The organism is Streptomyces sp. NBC_00080, from assembly GCF_045041255.1.
Taxonomy (GTDB): domain Bacteria; phylum Actinomycetota; class Actinomycetes; order Streptomycetales; family Streptomycetaceae; genus Streptomyces; species Streptomyces coriariae.
This window is the reverse complement of the sequence record NZ_CP108235.1, coordinates 5,595,574-5,616,625: the sequence shown is the minus strand read 5'-3', so window position 1 is coordinate 5,616,625 and position 21,052 is coordinate 5,595,574. Positions and strand designations below refer to the sequence as shown.

The following is a 21,052-nucleotide window of genomic DNA, read 5'->3' as shown; positions in this document are numbered from 1 at the left end:
GTGCGGAGGGAGGTTCCCGCGGTCGAGGACACGGTGTCCCCGGCGGCGCGGGAACAACAGGACGAGACCGCGTCCGAGGGGGACGGCGCAGCGGGCGGCGCAGGGGACGGCGGAGCGGGCGGCGGGCGCGGCGCGGGCCGGAACGCGGATCGCAGACGCCGGCGTCGACGCGCGTTGCGCTGGTCGGCGACGGTGCTCGCGCTGGTCATACTCGGCGGCGCGGGGGCCGGATACCTCTACTACGAACACCTGAACGCGAACATCAAGAGCGACGACCTGAACATCGGTGACGCGAAGGACCGGGCGGCCGAAACGGAGGCCAACTCGGCCGGGCAGACGGCACTGAACATCCTGCTGATCGGTTCGGACGCCCGTGACACGGCGGAGAACCAGAAGCTCGGCGGCGCCAAGGACACCTTCGACGGTCCCCCGCTCGCGGACGTCCAGATGCTGCTGCACATATCGGCGGACCGCAGCAACATGTCGGTGGTGAGCATGCCGCGCGACACGCTGCTGGACATCCCCAAGTGCACGGACCCCGACGACGGGACCACCTACGGGGCGCTGACCGACGAGATGACGAACGTGTCGCTCGGCCGCGGCGGCCCGGGCTGCACGGTGGCCACCTGGGAGAAGCTCACCGACATCCACATCGACCACTTCATGATGATCGACTTCTCCGGTGTGGTGTCGATGGCGGACGCGATCGGCGGTGTCCCGGTCTGCGTGGACGCCAATGTCTACTCGCACACCAGCACCGGCAAGGGGTCCGGTCTGAAGCTGGAGGAGGGCACACACGCCGTCAAGGGCAAGCAGGCCCTGCAGTGGCTGCGTACCCGCTACGGCTTCGAGGACGACACCGACCTGGCCCGTGCCAAGGCGCAGCACATGTACATGAACTCGATGGTCCGCGAGCTGCGCGCCAACGCCAAGCTGACCAATCCCAACAAGCTGCGCAAGCTCGCCGAGGCGGCCACGAAGGCGATCACCGTGGACGACGGCCTCGACACCATCACGAAGATGTACGACCTGGCGGGCGAGTTGAAGAAGGTGCCCACCGAGCGCATCACGATGACGACGATGCCGAACCGCTACCAGGGCAGCCGGGTGGTGCCCACGGACGACGCCAAGCAGCTGTTCCGTCTGGTGCGCGAGGACATCGCCCTCGACGGCAAGGACGCCAAGAAGGCCACGGCCAGCCCGACTCCGACGGTCACCGACCCGGCCGCCGCGCCCGGCGGGATCGCGGTGCAGGTGCACAACGGGACGTCCACGAGCACGCTGGCGGCGGTCCGCGGGCGGGCCACGGCGGTGAAGGACCTGCTGCAGGGCAAGGGCTTCACCGAGGCCGTCGCGGACACCTCGGCGGCCACGGCCGTGAGCGCCACGGTGGTCCGCTACCCGAGCGCCGATCTGCAGGGCGACGCCGAGGCGGTCGCCAAGGCCCTCGGTATCCCGACGGGTCAGGTGAAGAAGTCCACCGAGGTCTCCGGGGTCACGGTCGTCGTGGGCGCGGACTGGCGCTCGGGGACGGCGTACAAGGCGCCGGTGAAGGACGACACGACGCCCGACACGGCCGGGGCGATCAACGCGTCGGACACCACCCAGTGCATGCACGTGGACCCGAACTACACCTGGTAGCCCGGGTCCTGTGGTGCCCTGAGGGCGCGCTCCGGAAGTGCTTCGTGAGCGCGCCCCTGCGTCGGTGGAGCGGTGCGGCGGTGCTCAGTGCGTGTCGCTGAGCACCGCGGGACGCCGCGAGGCGATGACCTTCCTGGCCAGCGCCTTCGGGCTGGTCAGGAAGCCGAAGCCCCACGACATGTGCATGGTGGCGAGGGCCACGGGGATCTGGAGCCGTGCCTTCGCCGGCAGCCCCTTGCCGGCCGGCAGCGACCCGGCGACGATCGCCGCGAGATAGCCGGCGGGGATCACGAAGCCCAGCGGGGTGAGCGCGGCGCCCACCACGATCCCGGCGGCTATCGCGCACACCGCGGTGGGCGGGGCGAGGTAGCGCAGGTTGATCGAGCCCTCGTGGTAGCGGGCGACGACGTGCCGCCAACGGCCGTAGTCCTTGTACTGCTTGGCGAGCGCCTTGACGCTGGGCCGCGGCCGGTACGACACCTTGAGCTCGGGCGAGAACCAGATGAGGCCGCCGGCCTCCCTGATCCTGAAGTTCAGCTCCCAGTCCTGGGCGCGGACGAACTCCTCGTTGTAGCCGCCCTGTTGCTCCAGCGCGGCGCGCCGGAAGACGCCGAGATACACGGTCTCCGCGGGGCCCGCCTGGCCTCCCGTGTGGAAGGCGGCGTTGCCGACCCCGATCTTCGAGGTCATGGCCGCGGCCACCGCGTGCTCCCAGTCGTTCTCGCCCTCGGCGTGCATGATCCCGCCGACGTTCTGCGCACCGGTCTCCTCCAGGAGCCGTACGGCGGTGGCGATGTAGTTCGGGGAGAGCATGCCGTGCCCGTCGACGCGGACGACGATCGGATGGCGTGATGCCTTGATCGCGGCGTTGAGCGCGGCGGGCGTACGCCCTGAGGGATTGGGGACCGTGTGCACGCGCTTGTTGCCGGAGGCTGTCTCGGCGACGAGCTGGGCCGCGATCTCTTCCGTACGGTCCTTGGACGGACCGATGGCGATCACGACCTCCATCTCGCCGGCGTACTCCTGCGCGAGGATCGCTTGGACGGCTCCGCGCAGATGCCGCTCCTCGTCGAGGACGGGCATGATGACGGACACTGCGGGGAGCTGCACGTCGGGCTTGGCGTTCATAGGGGGCTCACGTTACCGCGAACGGGGGACACGGCCCGCCCCGCCGGGTGCGCTGCACCGGTCGGCAGATCGTATGGGCCTACCGTTCCAACGGCTCCCCCCGCCCACCGCCGCCGCCCGGAGGTGCCCCGTTATGCCCACCACACCGCCCCGGCCCCCGCGTCGACCCCACCCGCGGCGCCGCGTACCCCGTCCCTCCGCCCGGCGCGGGCGCCCCCGCTGGGCCATGCGGGCGACGACCACGCTCTCGGTGGTACTGCTCGCCGCCGCCGGGATCGGTCACTCGGTGGTCGCCGGCCTCGACGCGGACATCGCCCGGGTCGACCCCTTCAAGGACATGAAGAACCGTCCGCGGGCCGGCCACGGCATGAACGTCCTGCTGGTCGGCACGGACGGCCGCGACAACATCACGGAGACGGAGCGCCGCCGCTACCGCCTGGGCGGGGCCCCCTGCCACTGCACCGACACGATCATGATCGTGCACATCTCGGAGGACCGTGAGCGGGCCAGCGTCGTCAGTCTCCCGCGCGACTCCTACGCCGAGACGCCGCCGCACACCGACCAGGTCACCGGCAAGGAGCACAGCGGCCACCCGATCAAGATCAACTCGGCGTACGCGGAGGGCGGGCCGCAGCTCACCGTCCGCACGGTCGAGAACATGACCCACGTGAAGATCGACCACTACCTGGAGGTCGACTTCACCAGCTTCATGAAGACGGTGGACGTGCTGGGCGGCGTGCGGATCTGCACGGCGGAGCCCCTGAAGGACCGGTACACGGGCCTGGACCTGGAGCCGGGCGCGCACACGCTCAAGGGCGGCCAGGCCCTGCAGTACGTCCGCTCCCGGCACACGGACGCCTCCTCCGACCTGGGCAGGATGAAGCGGCAGCAGCGCTTCCTGGCGGCCCTGGTGGACCGGGCCACCTCCTCAGGGGTGCTGCTGAACCCGCTGAGGTTCCGGGACGTGACGCGGGCGGTGCTCGGCTCGGTACGGGCCGACCGGGGCTTCGGCACGGACGAGCTCCTCGACCTCGGCCGGGCGATGCGCACCTTCTCCCCTTCCTCCTCCGAGTTCACGACGGTCCCCATCGGTGAGATGCAATACGTCGTGAAGGGCCTCGGCTCGACGCTGAAGTGGGACACCGCGAAGGCGCAGCGCCTCTTCCGGGCCCTGCGCGACGACGAGCCCCTCGCCGCCGCGGGAGCCCGGCCGCGCGACGGCGGAGCGGCACGCGTGGACGTGGCCCCGCAGCAGATCCACGTCCAGGTCGAGAACGGCACCCGCACGGCGGGTCTCGGCAGGCGGGTGGACGCGGCGCTGGCGGCGACGGGCTTTCGTACGACCCGCCAGCCGGTCAGCGCGGCCGCCCCCTCGACCCGGCGCACGGTCGTCGCCTACGACCCCCGCTGGGACCGTTCCGCGAAGTCGCTCGCGACGGCCCTCCCGGGCAGTGAACTGCGGGCTGTGGAGGGCCTCGGGCCCACGCTGAAGGTCATCGCGGGGACGGACTTCCACAAGGTCCGCAAGGTGCGGGCGGCCCGGGTGGAGCAGGGCGAGTCGGGAGTGGTGCGGGGGGACGAGGTGGGCTGTTCCTAGGCGGATGTGCGTTTCTGGTGCGAAACGTACGGAACGGAGTCGTCCGCCCGATGGCGCGGGGCACGTGGGAGGCGTACGACGGAAGGGCACGCACGGGGCCCGCCGGGCCCCCTCACCCCCAGGAGGAGCCATGACCCAGCCCGGAACCATGACCGCCATGAGCAAGGAGATGCAGGACTGCGTCGAGGCGTGCATGTCCTGCCACAGCATCTGCGAGGAGACCATGAGCTCCTGCATGCAGATGGGCGGCCAGGCCCAGATGCAGATCATGCGCGCGCTCATGGACTGCTCGGAGACGACCCGCATGTGCGCCGACATGATGATGCGGCGCTCGCCCATGTCGGCCGAGATGTGCGCGATGTGCGCCAAGGCGTGCGACATGTGCGCCGAGGCGTGTATGGCCATGCCGGACGATCCGCAGATGATGCGCTGCGCGGAGTCCTGTCGCCGCTGCGCCGAGATGTGCCGCACGATGGCGGGCGCCACCATGTGACCGTCGCCCGGACGCAACTCAGGGGCACCCTGTGCGGGTGCCCCTGGGTGATACCGCCGCGCGGCCGGCTCAGTTGCCCGAGACGGTGACCTTCTCGTCGTTCTTCAGCTGGCTGACCAGCGTCTTCACCTTCGCCTTGTCCCAGACGAGGTTGCCGCCGGTGGAACCGGAGATGGGCATGTTCATCGACTTGCCGTCACCGCTGTTGACGCCCTTCATCGCGAAGAACATCGACCCCAGGTCGTACAGGCCCATGTCCTTGTCGACGATCAGGGTGTCCAGGCCCGCGCTCATGGTCGGGTAGAGCTTGAACGGGTTGAGGACCGTGCCCGGGGTGGCCACCTGGTTGGCGAGGGCCGCGAGGAACTTCTGCTGGTTCTTCGTACGGTCCAGGTCGGAGCCCGCGAGCGCGTACCGGGTGCGGACGAACGCGAGGGCCTCCTCGCCGTTCAGGGTCTGCTTGCCCTTCTTGAAGTCGGCGCCCGACTTGGTGTCCTTGATGTCCTGCGGGATGTCGATCTCGACGCCGCCGACCGAGTCCACGATGTTCGCGAAGCCGGCGAAGCCGATCTCCACGTAGTGGTCGATGCGCAGGCCGGTGTTGAACTCGACCGTGCGGACCAGCAGTTCGGGCCCGTCCTCGGCGTAGGCGGCGTTCAGCTTCACGTGCCGGCCGGTGCCCTTGTAGGTCTTGCCGGACTCGGAGCCGACGAACGTCGGGATCTCCACGTCGGAGTCACGCGGGAGCGAGATCAGCGTGTCGCCGTTGGAGCCGGTGTGCAGGATCATCATCGAGTCCGTGCGCTTGCCCTCGGCGGAACCGGTGTGCAGTTCCTTCTTCTCCTCGGCGGACATGCCCTCACGGCTGTCGGAGCCGACGATCAGGTAGTTCGTGCCCTCGCCCGCCTCGGGCCGGTCGATGACCTTCGACAGGTCGACCTCGCGGTTCAGCTTGCCGTCGGCCCAGAAGTAGGTGCCCACCGACGTCACGACCAGCACGGTCAGGACGGTGATCGCCGTCCACTTGATGCGGCGGCGCCAGTTCGGCGCGGGACGCGGAGCGCGGGTGCCGAGGCCTCCCGGACCACCGGGGTCGCCGCCGCCCCCGTAGACCTCGCCCGAGCTGTAGCCGCTGTCGTAGCCGGTGTTCTGGGCGTTCGTGTAGTCGCCGTATCCCTGGCCGTTGACGTACGACGGCTGCGGCGGGACTCCGGCGCCCTGCGGCGGCGCGGCCGGGCCGCGGCGGACCTGCCGCATGACACGCGGGCTCTCGGGCTGCGCGTTCGCGCTGCCGCCGCCGTACCGGTTGCCGCGGTCACTGTCGGACCATCCCTCGGGCCAATCGTTCATGCGGACCAGTGTGCAGGGCAGGGCTGTGTGCCGTACAAGGGGCGTCGGAGAATCAGGGCCCCGCTGTTGCCAAGCTGACACAAAGTCCCGGGTTGTCCCCGTCGGCATAAGGTGGAGGACATGACAGACCAGGTCACCGCGGCGGACTCGGGCAGCACCCCGGACATCCCGGGCAAGCCCACATCCGCCTCCCGCACCACCCTCAGCCACATCATGAGCCACAACGACACCAACCTGCTGGGGACGGTGCACGGCGGCGTGATCATGAAACTCGTCGACGACGCGGCGGGAGCGGTGGCCGGGCGGCACTCCGGCGGCCCCGCCGTCACCGCGTCCATGGACGAGATGGCGTTCCTGGAGCCGGTCCGCGTCGGTGACCTCGTCCATGTGAAGGCGCAGGTCAACTGGACCGGCCGGACGTCGATGGAGGTCGGCGTCCGGGTCCTGGCCGAACGCTGGAACGAGTCCGCTCCGCCCACCCAGGTCGGCTCGGCCTATCTGGTCTTCGCCGCCGTCGACGCCGACGGCAAGCCGCGCGTGGTCCCCCCGGTCCTCCCGGAGACGGAACGCGACAGGAGGCGGCACCAGGAGGCCCAGATCCGCCGCACCCACCGCCTGGCCCGGCGCCGCGCGATCATGGAGCTGCGGGAGAAGCGGGCGGCGGAGGGGTTCGAGGACTGAGCGGGCGCTTCCCGCCCGGCCGGACGTGATCAGCTTCCGCTGTCATGTCAGGGACGGCCTCTGGGGAGGGGTCGTCGAGGGACCAAGGCAGCGAAGGGCGCCCGGTTGTCCCGGGCGCCCTTCGGCCGTCGGCTCGGTGGCCGGTTACGGCAGGTTCCTCGCCATGACGATGCGCTGGACCTGGTTCGTGCCCTCGTAGATCTGGGTGATCTTCGCGTCGCGCATCATCCGCTCCACCGGGTAGTCCCGGGTGTAGCCGTAGCCGCCGAGGAGCTGGACCGCGTCCGTGGTGACCTCCATCGCCACGTCCGAGGCGAAGCACTTCGCGGCCGCGCCCTGGAAGGTGAGGTCGGCGTCCAGCCGCTCGGACTTGGCCGCCGCCGCGTACGTCAGCTGACGTGCGGCCTCGATCTTCATGGCCATGTCGGCGAGCATGAACTGGATGCCCTGGAAGTCGGCGATCGCCTTGCCGAACTGCTTGCGCTCCTGGACGTAGCCCTTGGCGTAGTCGAAGGCGCCCTGGGCGACGCCCAGCGCCTGCGCGGCGATCGTGATGCGGGTGTGGTCCAGGGTCTTCATCGCGGTCAGGAAGCCCGTGCCCTCCTCGCCGATCATGCGGTCGGCCGGGATCCGGACGTTGTCGAAATAGACCTCGCGGGTCGGGGAGCCCTTGATGCCCAGCTTCTTCTCCGGGGCGCCGAAGGAGACACCCGGGTCGGACTTCTCCACGACGAAGGCCGAAATGCCCTTCGAGCGCTTCGTGGGGTCCGTCACGGCCATCACCGTGTAGTACTCGGAGACGCCGGCGTTGGTGATCCAGCGCTTCACGCCGTTCAGGATCCAGTGGTCGCCGTCCCGGACCGCCTTGGTCTTCATACCGGCCGCGTCCGAGCCCGCGTCCGGCTCGGAGAGGGCGTACGAGAACATCGCGTCGCCCTTGGCGAGCGGCGTCAGGTACTTCTTCTTCAGGTCCTCGGAGCCCGAGAGGATGACCGGCAGCGAGCCCAGCTTGTTCACCGCGGGGATGAGGGAGGAGGACACGCAGGCCCGTGCCACCTCCTCGATCACGATCACCGTGGCGAGGGCGTCCGCGCCCGCGCCGCCGTACGACTCGGGGACATGCACCGCGTGCAGGTCGCTCGCCACCAGCGCGTCCAGCGCCTCCTGCGGGAAGCGGGCCTCCTCGTCCACCGCGGCGGCGTACGGCGCGATCTTCGCCTCGGACAGCGAGCGGATGGCGTCGCGGAGCATGTCGTGCTCCTCGGACGGGCGGTACAGGTCGAAGTCAGCCGATCCGGCCAAGGTGTCTCACGCTCCAAAACGCTACGGTCACCGACGCTAATTACCGTTAAGTAACTCAAATTTTAGAGGTCCACCCACCCGAGTGATACGTGAGTTTGGCGACAGGGGGCCTTCTTGTGACAACTGCCCGGTGAGGGGAGCCGACACGCCCCGACTATGCTCGGGCGCGCAGCGACGGCATCCCCACCTGGAGCATTCATGGCCCTCAAGATCACCGTGATCGGCACCGGCTATCTCGGCGCCACGCACGCCGCGGCCATGGCCGAGCTGGGTTTCGAGGTACTCGCTCTCGATGTCGTGCGCGAGAAGATCGAGATGCTGGAACGCGGCGAGACCCCCATGTACGAGCCGGGGCTCGAGGAGCTGCTGCGCCGGCACGTCCCCGGGTTCGAGGGGTCCAGCGGGCGGCTGCGCTTCACCCAGGACTGGGCCGAGGTGGGGGCCTTCGGCGACGTCCACTTCGTCTGCGTCAACACCCCGCAGAAGCACGGTGAGTACGCGTGCGACATGTCGTACGTCGAGTCCGCCATGGGCTCCCTCGCGCCGCATCTGACGCGGCCCGCGCTCGTCGTCGGAAAGTCCACCGTGCCGGTGGGTTCCGCCGACCGGCTGGCCCGGACGATCGCCGAGCTGGCGCCCGCCGGTGCGGACGCCGAGCTCGCCTGGAACCCGGAGTTCCTGCGCGAGGGCTTCGCCGTCCAGGACACCCTGCACCCGGACCGCATCGTCGTCGGGGTGCGCAGCGAGCGGGCCGAGGCGCTGCTGCGGCAGGTGTACGAGACGCCGATCGGCGAGGGTTCGCCGTTCGTGGTCACCGACTTCCCCACCGCCGAGCTGGTGAAGACCTCCGCGAACTCCTTCCTCGCCACCAAGATCTCCTTCATCAACGCCATGGCGGAGGTGTGCGAGGCCGCCGACGGCGATGTCGCCAAACTGGCCGAGGCCATCGGCTACGACGACCGGATCGGCAAGAAGTTCCTGCGCGCGGGGATCGGGTTCGGTGGCGGCTGCCTGCCCAAGGACATCCGGGCCTTCATGGCCCGTGCCGGTGAGCTCGGTGCCGACCAGGCGCTGACCTTCCTGCGCGAGATCGACTCCATCAACATGCGTCAGCGCGGACAGATGGTCGAGCTGGCCCGGCAGGCGCTGGGCGGCGGGTCCTTCCTGGGCAAGCGGATCGCCGTGCTCGGTGCCACCTTCAAGCCCGACTCCGACGACGTTCGGGACTCACCCGCCCTCAACGTCGCCGGTCAGATCCATCTCCAGGGCGGGCAGGTCACGGTGTACGACCCGAAGGGCATGGCCAACGCCCGCCGGGTCTTCCCGACGCTCGCGTACGCGGACTCGGCCCTGGAGGCCGTCCGGGGCGCCGACGCCGTACTGCACCTCACCGAGTGGCAGGAGTTCCGCGAGCTCGACCCGGCGCAGCTCGCGGAGGTCGCGACGACCCGGCTGATCCTCGACGGACGCAACGCGCTCGACCCGGTCCTGTGGCGCAAGGCCGGATGGACGTACCGGGCGATGGGCCGCCCGACCGCATAGGCGCGGGGACAAGCACGGGCACCGCCCCACGCGAGGCGCGGGCAGAGGCCTACGGAGCGACGCCGGTTCGGCCGAGGCTCAGTCGGCCGAACCGGCGTCTTGCTGCATTCTGCACCACCGGCCTGTGCCCCGGCCGGTGAACTACTTCGCCCGGTACCGGCGCATCTTCGCGCGGGCCCCGCACACCTGCATCGAGCACCAGCGCCCGCGGCCCGCCGGACTGCGGTCGTAGTACGCCCAGTGGCAGGTGACGGCCTCGCAGGCCTTCAGCCGGGTCCAGGTGCCCGCGATCAGCGCCTCCGCCACCGCGGCGGCCGTACGGGCGAGCAGCGAGGACGCGCCGGCGGCGGCCAGGCGGGCGGAGCCGTCGTGCTCGTCGATCGTCACCAGCAGGGGCGCAGACGCCAGCAGCTCGCCCAGCGGGGTCACCTCGCGGTGCGGCGGATGGCCCGCGTGGGCCAGCAGGGTCGCGCGCAGCGACTCGCGCAGCTCACGCGCGCGCGCCACCTCGCCCAGGGCATCCCCGGCGGCATCCGCGCTCTCCGGGTTTCCGGGGGTTTCCGGGGTTTCCGGCAGCCCGAATCGGGCCCGGCCCTCCGCCGTGTCCAGCGCGTCCGCGCCCGACTCCAGGTCCAGCGTGTTCACCAGGGACTCGACCAGGGCCAGGCTCCCGGGTGCCGCCGATCGGTCATTCATGCTTGCGACGTTACCGCCAATGCGGGAGCATGCAGTAACCGTTACTGGTTACCCGGCTCTAGGGGTAACCCGTCCGATCGTCAGGAGGAAGTCATGGCTCTCGCCAAGCTGGGCGTCGTCGTTCTGGACTGTCCCGACCCGGGCACACTGGCCGGTTTCTACGCCGAGGTGCTGGGCGGCACCGTCGAGGGCGAGGGGGACTGGGTCGACGTGAAGGTGCCCGGTGGTCAGTCGCTGGCCTTCCAGGCCGCCGCCGGGTTCGTACCGCCCGCGTGGCCCGCGCCCGAGCACTCGCAGCAGTTCCATCTGGACCTGACCGTCGACGACCTGGACGCAGCCGAGCGGGGCGTGCTGGCGCTGGGCGCGAAGCCGCTGGACGCGCAGGACCGCTCGCGCGGCTGGCGTGTGTACGCGGATCCGGCCGGGCACCCGTTCTGCCTGTGCAGCTGCTGAGGTCCGCACGACCCCCGTACGGCCACCGAAGCCCCGTACCGCGCCCGAGCCTGGAGGATGCCATGCCGCCCGTCGCCCGTTTCCGTTCCGTCGTCCTCGACTGTCCCGACCCGCGCGCGCTCGCCGACTTCTACGCGGCGGTCCTGGGCGGTACGCCCGAGGCCGAGGACGGTGAGGACGACTGGTTCGTCCTGCATGTCCCCGGCGGTCCCCGGATCGCGTTCCAGCAGGTCGAGGGGTATACCCCGCCGGAGTGGCCGCGCGCCGACCGCAATCCGCAGCAGTTCCACCTCGACCTCGACGGCGGCGCCACCTGGGCGGAGATCGACGCGGCCCACGAGCGGGTACTGGCGCTGGGTGCGCGGCCGCTGGATCTGGAGGACCGGGAGAAGAAGGACTTCCAGGTGTACGCCGATCCGGCGGGGCATCCGTTCTGCCTGTGCCGGATCGAGCACCCGTAGCGGCCCCGCCCGGCGGGCCTGCCCGAGGACCCGCCCGGCGGCCCTATCCGTCCAGCTCCGCGATCCGCACCGTCGACGGCTCCCTGCGGTCCTGGGCCGCTCGGGCCGTGAAGTCGGCGGTGCGCAGGACGCGCTGCACGTTGCCCCAGGTCAGCAGGGCGATGTCGGTCTCCGGCCAGCCCCGGCGGAGCAGCTCGGCGATCAGGTGCGGATAGCCGGAGGCGTCGGCGAGGCCCTGCGGGTGGGCGGCGCCGGAGTCGTAGAGGCCGGACAGGCCCACGCAGGCCGGGCCGGCGATCGCGCGGACGTGGTCGAGGTGGTCGGCCACGTCCCGCAGGCCGGGGCCGGTCTGCTCGGCGGTCAGCGGTACCAGGCAGAGCCCCTTGGCCTCGCCCAGCCCGGCGAGCAGTTCGTCGGACAGGTTGGCGGGGTGCGGGCGCAGCGCGCGGGCGGCGGAGCGGGTGCACAGGACCGGCGTCTTGGAGAGCGTGAGGACGCGGCCGACGGTGAGGTCGCAGGCTCCGGAGAGGTCGGCGAGCACACCGAGCCGGTTCATCTCGCGCACGACCTCCTCGCCGAACCGGGTCAGCCCCGTTTCGCCCCCCGCCCAGGAGGTGCCGGTGAGGGTGAGGACGCGCAGCCCGAGGGAGTGCAGCACGCGCAGGACGCCCAGGGAGTCGTCGAGCGCGGCGGCCGTGGCCGGGCCGAGGACCACGGCGACGCGGCCGCAGTTGCGGGCGTCGATGATCTGCCCGGCGCTGCGGGCGAGCCGCAGTCCTTCGGGATGGGCGGCGATCACCGACCGGGCGAGGTCCAGCTGCTCCAGGGTGGCCCCGACGGCCCGGTCGGCGACGAGGCCCTCGGGCAGGTGCAGCGACCACAGCAGCGCGCCGACGTTGCCCCGGCGCAGGCGGGGCACGTCCGTGTCGACGGCGCTCTCGCCGAGCTGGAGGTCGTAGCAGGGCAGGTGCCGCAGGGCCGAGGACAGTCCGCTGTAGCCGTCGGCGACGGGGTGCGCGGCGAGGAGGGCGCGGGCGCGCTCCAGCGGGGTGCGCTCGGGCTCGTGGGCGGCCCGGACGGCCTCGGCGACCTCTGCGGCCTCCTCGGCCGTGAGCGGCGCGTACGGGCCGAACGGGGCCGCCTGCGCCTCGCCGTCGAGCTCACCGACCTCGGGAAGGGTGTGCGGCTCGTCATGGAGGTCGGCCATGGCGGTCTCCGTACGTCGATCAGCAGTACGGTCACCGTCGCACGGCGGACGGCCGGCTTCCTGGTGGACGGGGCGTTCGGGGTACGGACGCCGCGACGCCCCGGTCAGGTGCCCTCGGCCACCTGGATCGCCTCGTCCGGGGTGTCCCGGGAGCGGACCGGGTCGGCGATGGTGCGGTCGATGCGGTCGCGCTCCGCGGTGGCATCGAGGAGGACGACGACGAGACGGCGGAGCCCTACCCGGCGCTCGTCGAGCGGCTGAAGGGTCTCGGGCTCGCGTATCCGCACGTGGTGTACGCCGAGCCGGACGCACCGCTGTTCCGCCGGATCCGGGCCGAGTGGCCGGGGACGCTCGTCGCCAACCCGTGCTGACGGAACTCACCACGGACGCCGTCTCCCGCGCGGTCGACCGGCTGCTCGCCGCCGGGGCCGACCTGGTCGCCCTCGGACGGCCTTTCCTGGCCAACCCCGACCTGGTCGCCCGGCTGCGGCAGAAAGCGCCGCTGAACCCGCTGCGGGACCGCTACCTGATGTACGTGGGCGGGGCGGTCGGCTACACCGACTACCCCGCCCTGACCGACGGGCCGGCTCAGCCGTCCAGCGACTCGATCGTCGCGTGGGACGGCGACCGGGTCGCCTGAAGGTCGCGGGCCACGTCCTCCGCCGCGCCGAGTACGCGTACCGCGTTCTGCCAGGTCAGCTTGGCGAGGTCCGGCCTGGACCAACCGCGGTCGAGGAGCTCCGCGATCAGGTTGGGGTAGCCGGAGACGTCGTCGAGGCCGTCGGGGGTGAAGGCGGTGCCGTCGTAGTCGCCGCCGATGCCGAGGTGGTCGATGCCGGCGACCTCGCGCATGTGGTCGAGGTGGTCGGCGACCGTGGCCACGGTGGCGATCGGGCGGGGGTTGGTCTCCTCGAAGGCCCGGTGGACCTTCATCGCCTCGGCGGTGGTGGCGAGGTGGTGGAAACCGTTCGCGCGCATGTTGTCGTCGGCGGCGGCCGTCCAGTCGACCGCCGCCTGGAGGACGAACTTCGGCACGAAGGTCACCATCGCCATGCCGCCGTTGGCGGAGAGGCGTCCGAGGACGTCGTCCGGGATGTTGCGGGGGTGGTCGCACACCGCTCGCGCGGACGAGTGCGAGAAGATCACCGGCGCGGCCGTCGTGTCGAGCGCGTCCCGCATCGTCGTCGCCGCCACGTGCGAGAGGTCGACCAGCATGCCCTCGCGGTTCATCTCGCGCACGACCTCGCGGCCGAAGGCGGACAGCCCGCCGGCCTTGGGTACGTCGGTCGCGGAGTCCGCCCAGTCCACGTTGTCGTTGTGGGTGAGCGTCATGTAGCGCACGCCCAGCGCGTACAGGCCGCGCAGGGTGCCGAGCGAGTTGGCGATGGAGTGGCCGCCCTCCGCCCCCATGAGCGAGGCGATACGGCCCTCCGCGCGCGCCGTCTCCATGTCCGCGGCCGTCAGCGCGGCGCGCAGGTCCCGCGGATGGCGGGCGATGAGCCGCCGCACGCAGTCGATCTGCTCCAGCGTCGCCGGGACCGCGTCGGGCAGGTCCGCGCGCACGTACACCGACCAGTACTGCGCGCCGACCCCGCCCGCGCGCAGCCGGGGGATGTCGGTGTGCAGGTGGGCCTGCTGGTGGCCGGCGATGTCACGGGCTTCGAGGTCGTAGCGGACCTGCTCGCGCAGCGCCCAGGGCAGGTCGTTGTGGCCGTCGACGACGGGGAACTCGCGCAGGAGCTCGCGGGCCGCGTCCAGTGAGGTCATCTGCGTCACTTTCCGAAACCGAAGCCGTTCGAGCCCTCGACCTTGGCGCGCAGGCGCTTGCCCTTCTCGGTGGCCTGGTCGTTCAGCTCCTGCTGGAAGTCCCGCATGCGGGCGAGCAGCTCCTCGTCCTGGGTGGCGAGGATGCGGGCGGCCAGCAGACCGGCGTTGCGGGCACCGCCCACCGAGACCGTGGCGACCGGGACGCCGGCCGGCATCTGCACGATCGACAGCAGGCTGTCCATGCCGTCCAGGTACTTCAGGGGCACGGGCACGCCGATCACCGGCAGCGGGGTCACGGAGGCGAGCATGCCGGGGAGGTGGGCGGCGCCGCCGGCGCCCGCGATGATCACCTTGAGCCCGCGCCCGTCCGCCTGCTCGCCGTACGCGACCATCTCGCGCGGCATGCGGTGCGCGGAGACGACGTCGACCTCGTACGCGATCTCGAACTCGTCGAGGACCTGCGCGGCGGCCTCCATGACCGGCCAGTCGCTGTCCGACCCCATGACGATGCCTACAACTGGGCTCATTCGGTGATCGTGCCTCTCAGGTAACCGGCTGCGTGACGTGCGCGTTCGAGGACGTCGTCCAGGTCGTCGCCGTAGGTGTTGACGTGTCCGACCTTGCGGCCGGGCTTCACGTCCTTGCCGTACATGTGGATCTTCAGCTGGGGATCGCGGGCCATGCAGTGCAGGTACGCGGAGTACATGTCCGGGTAGTCGCCGCCGAGGACGTTGACCATGACCGTCCATCCGGCGCGCGGACGCGGGTCGCCGAGGGGGAGGTCGAGGACGGCGCGGACGTGGTTGGCGAACTGCGAGGTGATCGCGCCGTCCATCGACCAGTGGCCCGAGTTGTGCGGGCGCATCGCCAGTTCGTTGACCAGGACCCCGGGAGACCCGTCGGCGTGCCGGATCTCGAAGAGCTCGACCGCGAGGTGGCCGACCACGTCCAGTTCCTTGGCGATGCGCAGGGCCAGCTCCTCGGCGCGCAGGGCGAGGGCCCCGTCCAGGCCGGGCGCGGGCGCGATCACCGTGTCGCAGACGCCGCCCACCTGCTGCGACTCGACGACCGGGTACGCGACGGCCTGACCGTGCGGGGAGCGGACGACGTTGGCGGCGAGCTCGCGGACGTAGTCGACCTTCTCCTCCGCGAGGACGGGGACGCCGGCCCGGAAGGGGTCCGCCGCCTCCTCGGCCGAGTCGACGACCCACACGCCCTTGCCGTCGTAGCCGCCGCGGACGGTCTTGAGGACCACCGGGAAACCGTCGCCTGCGGCGCCCTCGGCCAGGCCTTCGGCGGCGAACGCGGCGACATCGGCCGGGTCGGTCACGATCCTGTGCCGGGGGCACGGAACGCCGATCGCGTCGAGCCGCGCGCGCATCACCCCCTTGTCCTGGGCGTGCACCAGCGCGTCGGGGCCCGGGCGGACGGGGATGCCGTCCGCCTCCAGCGCCCTGAGGTGCTCGGTGGGTACGTGCTCGTGATCGAAGGTGATCACATCGCACCCGCGCGCGAACTCACGGAGCGTGTCGAGATCGCGATAGTCGCCGATGACGACATCGCTCACGACCTGCGCCGCGGAATCCAGTGGGGTGTCACTGAGGAGCTTGAATCTGATGCCGAGCGGGATGCCCGCCTCGTGTGTCATACGAGCGAGCTGGCCCCCGCCGACCATGCCGACTACCGGGAACGTCACGCCCCCAGGGTATCGGCCACGCCACCGCGGCCGAATTCCGTGCCTCTTACCGGGACCTTTCCCGTCTCATACCGACCGTTTCCCCGCTTCTTCCCCGCTGGTCACCGCCCCGTGAGCCTGACCACAGGAAACCGACAAGAGTGGTGGTTAGCATGGCTGGGTTGACGAAACCGAACCCGGACGGGGGCCTGTACGACCATGGCGCATGGTTCCTCGGGGCTGAGGAGGGTCGTCCGCGAGCTCGCGAAGTTCGGAGCCGTGGGCGGCGCGGGGTTGCTCGTCAACCTCGGAGTCTTCAACCTTGTCCGGCATCTCACCGACCTTCAGGTGGTGCGGGCCAGCGTCATAGCGACGGTCGTGGCCATCGCCTTCAACTACGTGGGGTTCCGCTACTTCACCTACCGTGACCGCGACAAGAGCGGGCGGACGAAGGAAATGACGCTGTTCCTGCTGTTCAGCGCGGTGGGACTGGTGATCGAGAACGGTCTGCTGTTCGCGGCGACGTACGGCTTCGGCTGGGACAGCCCGATCCAGAGCAATGTGTTCAAGTTCGTCGGCATCGGGATCGCGACGCTGTTCCGGTTCTGGTCGTACCGGACGTGGGTGTTCCGGACGCTGCCGGCCAAGGATGCCGTGGCCGGCGCCGAATCGTTCCTGACGGTGACCGAGCAGTCCCGAGGGCCCGAACCGAGGGCCGGGCAGCGGGTCGGCTGACCGTCGCGCCCCACCGGCCTTCCCGGCCGCCCCACCGCCCCACCGTCCGGCCGCCCTACCTGACCGTCGTCTCGCCGTCCTCCGCGGTCCGCTTCTGCGGGGGCGTGCTGGACAGGAACAGCCCGAAGATCGGGGGCTGGGCCTGGAGCATCTCCAGGCGGCCGCCGTCGGCCTCCGCCAGGTCGCGGGCCACCGCCAGGCCGATGCCCGTGGAGTTGCGGCCGCTGATGGCCCGCTCGAAGATGCGGGCGCCCAGATCGGCGGGGACGCCGGGCCCCTCGTCGGTGACCTCGACCACGGACTGGTTGCCGGTGACACGGGTGCGCAGCGCCACCGTGCCGCCGCCGTGCATGAGGGAGTTCTCGATCAGGGCGGCCAGGACCTGGGCGACCGCGCCGGGTGTGCCCACCGCCCGCAGCTGGCGCTTGCCGGAGCTGACGATGGCCCGGCCCACACCGCGGTAGGCGGGGCGCCACTCGGCGAGCTGCTGCTGGATGACCTCGTCGAGGTCGAAGGTGACCGCCGAGCCGGTGCGGGGGTCCCGGGCGTTGGTCAGCAGGCGTTCGACCACGTCCGTCAGACGCTCCACCTGCGTCAGGGCGATCGTCGCCTCCTCCTTCACGGTGTCCGGGTCGTCGGTGAGGGTGATCTCCTCCAGGCGCATGGAGAGGGCCGTCAGCGGCGTGCGCAGCTGGTGGGAGGCGTCCGCCGCGAGGCGGCGCTCGGCGGTCAGCATGCGGGCGATGCGCTCGGCCGAGGCGTCGAGGACGTCGGCGACCCGGTCGAGCTCGGGAACGGAGTACCGCTTGTGCCGGGGCCGCGGGTCGCCCGAGCCCAGCCGCTCCGCCGTCTCTGCGAGATCGGTCAGGGGGGAGGCGAGCCGGTTGGCCTGCCGGATGGCCAGCAGCACCGCCGCGATCACCGCGAGCAGCGCCACCAGGCCGATGATCAGCAGCGTGCGGCCGACCTCCCGGGTGACCGTGGAGCGCGGCTCCTGCACCAGGACGGTCTCGCCCTCCTCACCCCGGGCCGTCGCCTTGATCACATCACCCTGGGGCTCGGTGCCGACCTGGATGACGGTCCGGCCGGGGATCCGGATCTCGGCGTAGCGGTCCTGCGTGACCTGGTCGCGCAGTATCTCCGCGGTGACGTGCTCCGAGCCCACCAGCCGGCTGTCCACGATGCTGGCCAGCCGCAGCGCCTCGGAGTCCACCCGTTCCTGGGCGCTGTTGCTGATCGTGCGGGTCTCGACGATGACGAGGGACACCCCGAAGACAGCGATGACGACGAGCACCACGGCGAGGGTGGACTGGATGAGACGGCGACGCACAGGACCCTCCGAGCGGTGATCTTCAGAAGCCCGATCCGGGCATTCCCCTCAAGGACGCGGGGAACTGCCCGGCACCGGCCGAACCCCACTCCCTCAGGGGCGCGGGGAACCGCGCGACCAGCCCCCACTCACCCGCACCCGACAACACGAGGCGAGGCGCAGACACCGGCCGAGCCCGCGGCTGGGGGTGCCCCCTCCGGGGGAGCTCAGCTCTTCTCGAAGCGGAAGCCCACGCCCCGCACGGTGGCGATGTAACGGGGGTTCGCCGCGTCGTCGCCGAGCTTCTTGCGCAGCCAGGAGATGTGCATGTCGAGGGTCTTGGTCGACGACCACCAGGTGGTGTCCCAGACCTCGCGCATCAGCTGGTCGCGGGTGACGACCCGGCCCGCGTCCCGGACGAGGACCCGCAGCAGGTCGAACTCCTTGGCCGTGAGCTGGAGTTCCTCCTCGCCCATCCAGGCGCGGTGCGACTCCACGTCGATGCGGACGCCGTGCGTGGCGGGCGGCTGCTGGGGCTCGGACGCGCCGCGCCGCAGCAGGGCCCGGACCCGGGCCAGCAGTTCGGCGAGCCGGAAGGGCTTGGTGACGTAGTCGTCGGCGCCCGCGTCCAGACCGACGACGGTGTCCACCTCGTCGGCGCGCGCGGTGAGGATGAGGATCGGGATGGCGTGGCCCTCCGAGCGCAGTCGGCGGGCCACCTCCAGACCGTCCATGCCGGGCAGCCCGAGGTCGAGCACGACCAGGTCGACGCCGCCCTGCATTCCGGCGTCGAGCGCGGTGGGGCCGTCCTCACGCACCTCGACCTCGTAACCTTCCCGGCGCAGGGCGCGGGCCAGCGGCTCCGAGATGGACGCGTCGTCCTCGGCGAGCAGTACACGGGTCATGAGCTGATGGTAGTCCGCGCCGGGCGGCGGCCGAAGTGTGATCGCCCAGCTGCTTCTTACTCACGGACATGCCGGACAGCCGACGTACCGAGCGGCCGGCCGTCCCTCCGTCGATCTTGGTACGGACCTACGGTCGGTGGATGGCATCCTGGTGGAGACCTTCAAAACCTCGCCCACGGTTCCTTGATCACCTGTGATCCGTGTCTCAAGTCCTTCCATATCAGGCGTTGTGCTGCCGTATGGTGAAGTAACGCCTGTAGCACGCACGGACCTTCGGCGGTCGGCTCGACGTCGAGGGTCTCCTTTGTGTGCGGGCCGGTCCCCGCCGGCCTCCCAAGGAATGACCTGTGGCCGGGCCCCCGACTCGATGGGGGCGTGGATCCCGGTGGTCGCCGTCCGCCGCTCCGAGACCCGGAGCGGACTCCCCCGGGGCGTGGGGGTGGACGACGCGGTCCGCCGGTGCCGGCCGCCCCCCACCGGGCGCGCAACGCTCCACTGCGGCGCGCGTCCCGAGCAGCAAGGAACGACATGGCGTCCAGCCTGACGAAGGACTCGGTCCGCCCGGGCACACCCGGCTCCGGGAAGACCTTCTTCGGCCACCCCCGCGGACTGGCCACTCTCTTCATGACCGAGATGTGGGAGCGTTTCTCCTACTACGGCATGAGGGCCCTGCTCCCGCTGTACCTGGTCGCTCCCGGCGGCCTGCACCTCAGCGCCGCGACCGCGACCGCGATCTACTCGGTCTACCTGTCGCTCGTGTACCTGCTCGCGCTGCCCGGCGGCTGGTTCGCGGACCGCGTGCTCGGCCCCCGCAAGACCGTCGCCGTCGCCGGCGCGATCATCATGCTCGGCCACCTGACCCTCGCACTGCCGAACGCCGGCAACTTCTACGGGGGCCTCGGCCTGGTCGCCATCGGCTCCGGCCTGCTCAAGGCCAACATCTCGACGATGGTCGGCCACCTCTACGACGGGCCCGACGACCCGCGCCGCGACGGTGGCTTCACGCTCTTCTACATCGGCATCAACCTGGGCGCGTTCGCCGCGCCGCTGATCATCGGCACCATCGGTGAGAACGTCAACTGGCACCTGGGCTTCGCGCTGGCCGCGCTCGGCATGGGTCTGGGCCTCGCCCAGTTCCTGCTCGGCAGCCGCCACCTGAGCTCCCGCTCCGACGTCGTCCCCACGCCGCTGTCCGCGCAGGAGAAGGCGGCCACCCTGCGGAAGGCCGCGTTCTGGGCGGCCGTCGCGATCGTCTTCTACGCCGTCGTCGGTGTCTCCGGCGTCTACACGCTGAACTGGCTGCTGGTCCCGATCACCGTCGCCGGTCTGGTCATCCCGGTCCTCGTCATCGCCCGGATGAAGCGCGACAAGGAGCTGGACCGCGCCGAGCAGTCCAAGCTGACCGCGTACATCTGGTTCTTCGTCGCCGCCGCCGTGTTCTGGATGATCTACGACCAGGGCGGCTCGACGCTGTCCCTGTTCGCCGACTCCTCCGCGAAGAACAGCGTCCTCGGCTGGGACTTCCCCGTCTCCTGGTACCAGTCGGTCAACCCGGTCCTGATCATGGCCCTGGCCCCGCTCTTCGCCTGGGCCTGGCTGGCCCTGGCCCGGCGCGGCAAGGAGCCGAGCACCGCGACGAAGTTCGCGATGGGTCTCGTCCTGGTCGGCGCGTCCTTCTTCCTCTTCCTGGCCCCGCTGTCGATCGCCGAGGGCGGTCACAAGGCGGCCGCGCTGTGGCTGGCGGCGATCTACTTCGTGCAGACCGTCGGCGAGCTGACCCTCTCCCCGGTCGGCCTGTCGGTCACCACGAAGATGGCTCCCGCGAAGTACGCCTCGCAGATGATGGGCGTCTGGTTCCTGGCCGTCACCGCCGGTGACGCCACGACCGGCCTGCTGTCCATCGCCGGCGTCGACCTCAACAAGACGGGCATAGTGGCCCTGGAGGCGGTGCTCGCCGTCATCGCCGGTGTGGCGGTGTGGATGTACCGCAAGAAGGTCAAGGGGCTCATGGGCGACGTCCACTGACGTCCGCTCCCCCCGCATGACGGAGGGCCGCCGTACCCACGTGGGTACGGCGGCCCTCCGTCGTTGCGGCCCTACGTCGTTGCGG

20 protein-coding genes and 1 pseudogene are annotated in these 21,052 nt (G+C 70.9%); 10 read left to right on the top strand and 11 right to left on the bottom strand.

From position 1 onward, the window contains the following. Positions 1 to 1,641: an LCP family protein gene (locus OHU34_RS25210; RefSeq protein WP_230195536.1), complete on the top strand. Its 1,641-nt coding sequence runs from the start codon at positions 1 to 3 to the stop codon at positions 1,639 to 1,641. Positions 1,642 to 1,725: 84 nt separating this feature from the next. On the opposite strand, the gene OHU34_RS25205 is transcribed toward OHU34_RS25210, so the two are convergent. Beyond that, on the bottom strand, positions 1,726 to 2,769 hold the full coding sequence (locus OHU34_RS25205) for a glycosyltransferase family 2 protein (protein WP_142264641.1): 1,044 nt from the start codon (positions 2,767 to 2,769) through the stop codon (positions 1,726 to 1,728). A gap of 133 nt (positions 2,770 to 2,902) precedes the next feature. Here OHU34_RS25205 and OHU34_RS25200 point away from each other — a divergent pair, with 133 nt between their 5' ends. Further along, complete coding sequence (locus OHU34_RS25200; RefSeq protein WP_405768419.1) at positions 2,903 to 4,366, top strand: LCP family protein; 1,464 nt, start codon at positions 2,903 to 2,905, stop codon at positions 4,364 to 4,366. Between the two features lie 130 nt (positions 4,367 to 4,496). Further along, the gene (locus OHU34_RS25195) at positions 4,497 to 4,859 is read left to right on the top strand and encodes a four-helix bundle copper-binding protein (protein ID WP_230195534.1); all 363 of its coding nucleotides are present in this window, start codon (positions 4,497 to 4,499) and stop codon (positions 4,857 to 4,859) included. 69 nt (positions 4,860 to 4,928) lie between these two features. On the opposite strand, the gene OHU34_RS25190 is transcribed toward OHU34_RS25195, so the two are convergent. Continuing rightward, positions 4,929 to 6,209, bottom strand: a complete 1,281-nt coding sequence (locus tag OHU34_RS25190; RefSeq protein ID WP_054244199.1) for an LCP family protein — start codon at positions 6,207 to 6,209, stop codon at positions 4,929 to 4,931. 120 nt (positions 6,210 to 6,329) lie between these two features. Here OHU34_RS25190 and OHU34_RS25185 point away from each other — a divergent pair, with 120 nt between their 5' ends. Then, on the top strand, positions 6,330 to 6,890 hold the full coding sequence (locus OHU34_RS25185) for an acyl-CoA thioesterase (protein ID WP_020128536.1): 561 nt from the start codon (positions 6,330 to 6,332) through the stop codon (positions 6,888 to 6,890). A gap of 144 nt (positions 6,891 to 7,034) precedes the next feature. Here OHU34_RS25185 and OHU34_RS25180 read toward each other — a convergent pair whose 3' ends face one another. Next, positions 7,035 to 8,192: an acyl-CoA dehydrogenase family protein gene (locus OHU34_RS25180; RefSeq protein ID WP_020128535.1), complete on the bottom strand. Its 1,158-nt coding sequence runs from the start codon at positions 8,190 to 8,192 to the stop codon at positions 7,035 to 7,037. Positions 8,193 to 8,390: 198 nt separating this feature from the next. On the opposite strand from OHU34_RS25180, the gene OHU34_RS25175 reads away from it, so the two are divergent. Beyond that, the gene (locus OHU34_RS25175) at positions 8,391 to 9,734 is read left to right on the top strand and encodes a UDP-glucose/GDP-mannose dehydrogenase family protein (protein ID WP_020128534.1); all 1,344 of its coding nucleotides are present in this window, start codon (positions 8,391 to 8,393) and stop codon (positions 9,732 to 9,734) included. A gap of 141 nt (positions 9,735 to 9,875) precedes the next feature. On the opposite strand, the gene OHU34_RS25170 is transcribed toward OHU34_RS25175, so the two are convergent. Continuing rightward, on the bottom strand, positions 9,876 to 10,430 hold the full coding sequence (locus OHU34_RS25170) for a CGNR zinc finger domain-containing protein (RefSeq protein ID WP_405768416.1): 555 nt from the start codon (positions 10,428 to 10,430) through the stop codon (positions 9,876 to 9,878). Positions 10,431 to 10,523: 93 nt separating this feature from the next. Between OHU34_RS25170 and OHU34_RS25165 the strand changes: the two genes are divergently transcribed. Then, the gene (locus OHU34_RS25165; RefSeq protein WP_405768413.1) at positions 10,524 to 10,883 is read left to right on the top strand and encodes a VOC family protein; all 360 of its coding nucleotides are present in this window, start codon (positions 10,524 to 10,526) and stop codon (positions 10,881 to 10,883) included. A 62-nt stretch (positions 10,884 to 10,945) separates the two neighbouring features. Continuing rightward, a complete protein-coding gene (locus OHU34_RS25160; protein WP_142264645.1) occupies positions 10,946 to 11,344 on the top strand; it encodes a VOC family protein in 399 nt (132 codons plus the stop codon). A gap of 43 nt (positions 11,345 to 11,387) precedes the next feature. Here the strand turns inward: OHU34_RS25160 and OHU34_RS25155 are convergent, their stop codons facing one another. Further along, positions 11,388 to 12,551, bottom strand: a complete 1,164-nt coding sequence (locus tag OHU34_RS25155) for a dipeptidase (protein ID WP_405768410.1) — start codon at positions 12,549 to 12,551, stop codon at positions 11,388 to 11,390. Positions 12,552 to 12,655: 104 nt separating this feature from the next. Next, on the bottom strand, positions 12,656 to 12,838 hold the full coding sequence (locus tag OHU34_RS25150; protein WP_405768407.1) for a hypothetical protein: 183 nt from the start codon (positions 12,836 to 12,838) through the stop codon (positions 12,656 to 12,658). On the opposite strand from OHU34_RS25150, the pseudogene OHU34_RS25145 reads away from it, so the two are divergent. Further along, positions 12,752 to 13,191, top strand: a pseudogene (locus OHU34_RS25145) (alkene reductase); the annotation flags it as partial. The gene OHU34_RS25150 and the pseudogene OHU34_RS25145 sit on opposite strands and share 87 nt — an antisense overlap. On the opposite strand, the gene OHU34_RS25140 reads toward OHU34_RS25145, so the two are convergent. Genes OHU34_RS25140 through OHU34_RS25130 form a run of 3 tightly spaced genes read right to left on the bottom strand, consistent with a single transcriptional unit; the run spans position 13,140 to position 16,014 of the window. Continuing rightward, positions 13,140 to 14,318 (bottom strand): dipeptidase, encoded by a 1,179-nt coding sequence (locus tag OHU34_RS25140; RefSeq protein WP_142264647.1) that lies wholly within the window; start codon positions 14,316 to 14,318, stop codon positions 13,140 to 13,142. The pseudogene OHU34_RS25145 and the gene OHU34_RS25140 overlap by 52 nt on opposite strands. A 5-nt stretch (positions 14,319 to 14,323) precedes the next feature. After that, complete coding sequence (gene purE / locus OHU34_RS25135; RefSeq protein ID WP_078615627.1) at positions 14,324 to 14,845, bottom strand: 5-(carboxyamino)imidazole ribonucleotide mutase; 522 nt, start codon at positions 14,843 to 14,845, stop codon at positions 14,324 to 14,326. Continuing rightward, positions 14,842 to 16,014, bottom strand: a complete 1,173-nt coding sequence (locus tag OHU34_RS25130) for a 5-(carboxyamino)imidazole ribonucleotide synthase (protein ID WP_267022763.1) — start codon at positions 16,012 to 16,014, stop codon at positions 14,842 to 14,844. Before OHU34_RS25130 ends, purE begins: the two co-directional genes overlap by 4 nt. Before the next feature lie 198 nt (positions 16,015 to 16,212). On the opposite strand from OHU34_RS25130, the gene OHU34_RS25125 reads away from it, so the two are divergent. Next, complete coding sequence (locus tag OHU34_RS25125; protein WP_142264649.1) at positions 16,213 to 16,728, top strand: GtrA family protein; 516 nt, start codon at positions 16,213 to 16,215, stop codon at positions 16,726 to 16,728. A gap of 55 nt (positions 16,729 to 16,783) precedes the next feature. Here the strand turns inward: OHU34_RS25125 and OHU34_RS25120 are convergent, their stop codons facing one another. Both OHU34_RS25120 and OHU34_RS25115 read right to left on the bottom strand, forming a co-directional pair. Next, entirely contained in the window at positions 16,784 to 18,058 is a 1,275-nt protein-coding gene (locus OHU34_RS25120) for an ATP-binding protein (RefSeq protein WP_142264650.1), read from the bottom strand. Positions 18,059 to 18,264: 206 nt separating this feature from the next. Then, positions 18,265 to 18,942: a response regulator transcription factor gene (locus tag OHU34_RS25115; protein ID WP_020128522.1), complete on the bottom strand. Its 678-nt coding sequence runs from the start codon at positions 18,940 to 18,942 to the stop codon at positions 18,265 to 18,267. Between the two features lie 528 nt (positions 18,943 to 19,470). Here OHU34_RS25115 and OHU34_RS25110 point away from each other — a divergent pair. Further along, entirely contained in the window at positions 19,471 to 20,967 is a 1,497-nt protein-coding gene (locus OHU34_RS25110) for an oligopeptide:H+ symporter (RefSeq protein WP_405768401.1), read from the top strand. The last annotated feature ends 85 nt before the right edge of the window (positions 20,968 to 21,052 follow it).

Excerpts from the sequence above, each read along its gene's own strand:
- OHU34_RS25205 (WP_142264641.1), bottom strand. The coding sequence starts at position 2,769 with ATGAACGCCAAGCCCGACGTGCAGCTCCCCGCAGTGTCCGTCATCATG.
- OHU34_RS25200 (WP_405768419.1), top strand. The coding sequence starts at position 2,903 with ATGCCCACCACACCGCCCCGGCCCCCGCGTCGACCCCACCCGCGGCGC.
- OHU34_RS25195 (WP_230195534.1), top strand. The coding sequence starts at position 4,497 with ATGACCCAGCCCGGAACCATGACCGCCATGAGCAAGGAGATGCAGGAC.
- OHU34_RS25190 (WP_054244199.1), bottom strand. The coding sequence starts at position 6,209 with ATGAACGATTGGCCCGAGGGATGGTCCGACAGTGACCGCGGCAACCGG.
- OHU34_RS25185 (WP_020128536.1), top strand. The coding sequence starts at position 6,330 with ATGACAGACCAGGTCACCGCGGCGGACTCGGGCAGCACCCCGGACATC.
- OHU34_RS25175 (WP_020128534.1), top strand. The coding sequence starts at position 8,391 with ATGGCCCTCAAGATCACCGTGATCGGCACCGGCTATCTCGGCGCCACG.
- OHU34_RS25170 (WP_405768416.1), bottom strand. The coding sequence starts at position 10,430 with ATGAATGACCGATCGGCGGCACCCGGGAGCCTGGCCCTGGTCGAGTCC.
- OHU34_RS25165 (WP_405768413.1), top strand. The coding sequence starts at position 10,524 with ATGGCTCTCGCCAAGCTGGGCGTCGTCGTTCTGGACTGTCCCGACCCG.
- OHU34_RS25160 (WP_142264645.1), top strand. The coding sequence starts at position 10,946 with ATGCCGCCCGTCGCCCGTTTCCGTTCCGTCGTCCTCGACTGTCCCGAC.
- OHU34_RS25155 (WP_405768410.1), bottom strand. The coding sequence starts at position 12,551 with ATGGCCGACCTCCATGACGAGCCGCACACCCTTCCCGAGGTCGGTGAG.
- OHU34_RS25140 (WP_142264647.1), bottom strand. The coding sequence starts at position 14,318 with ATGACCTCACTGGACGCGGCCCGCGAGCTCCTGCGCGAGTTCCCCGTC.
- purE (WP_078615627.1), bottom strand. The coding sequence starts at position 14,845 with ATGAGCCCAGTTGTAGGCATCGTCATGGGGTCGGACAGCGACTGGCCG.
- OHU34_RS25125 (WP_142264649.1), top strand. The coding sequence starts at position 16,213 with ATGGCGCATGGTTCCTCGGGGCTGAGGAGGGTCGTCCGCGAGCTCGCG.
- OHU34_RS25115 (WP_020128522.1), bottom strand. The coding sequence starts at position 18,942 with ATGACCCGTGTACTGCTCGCCGAGGACGACGCGTCCATCTCGGAGCCG.
- OHU34_RS25110 (WP_405768401.1), top strand. The coding sequence starts at position 19,471 with ATGGCGTCCAGCCTGACGAAGGACTCGGTCCGCCCGGGCACACCCGGC.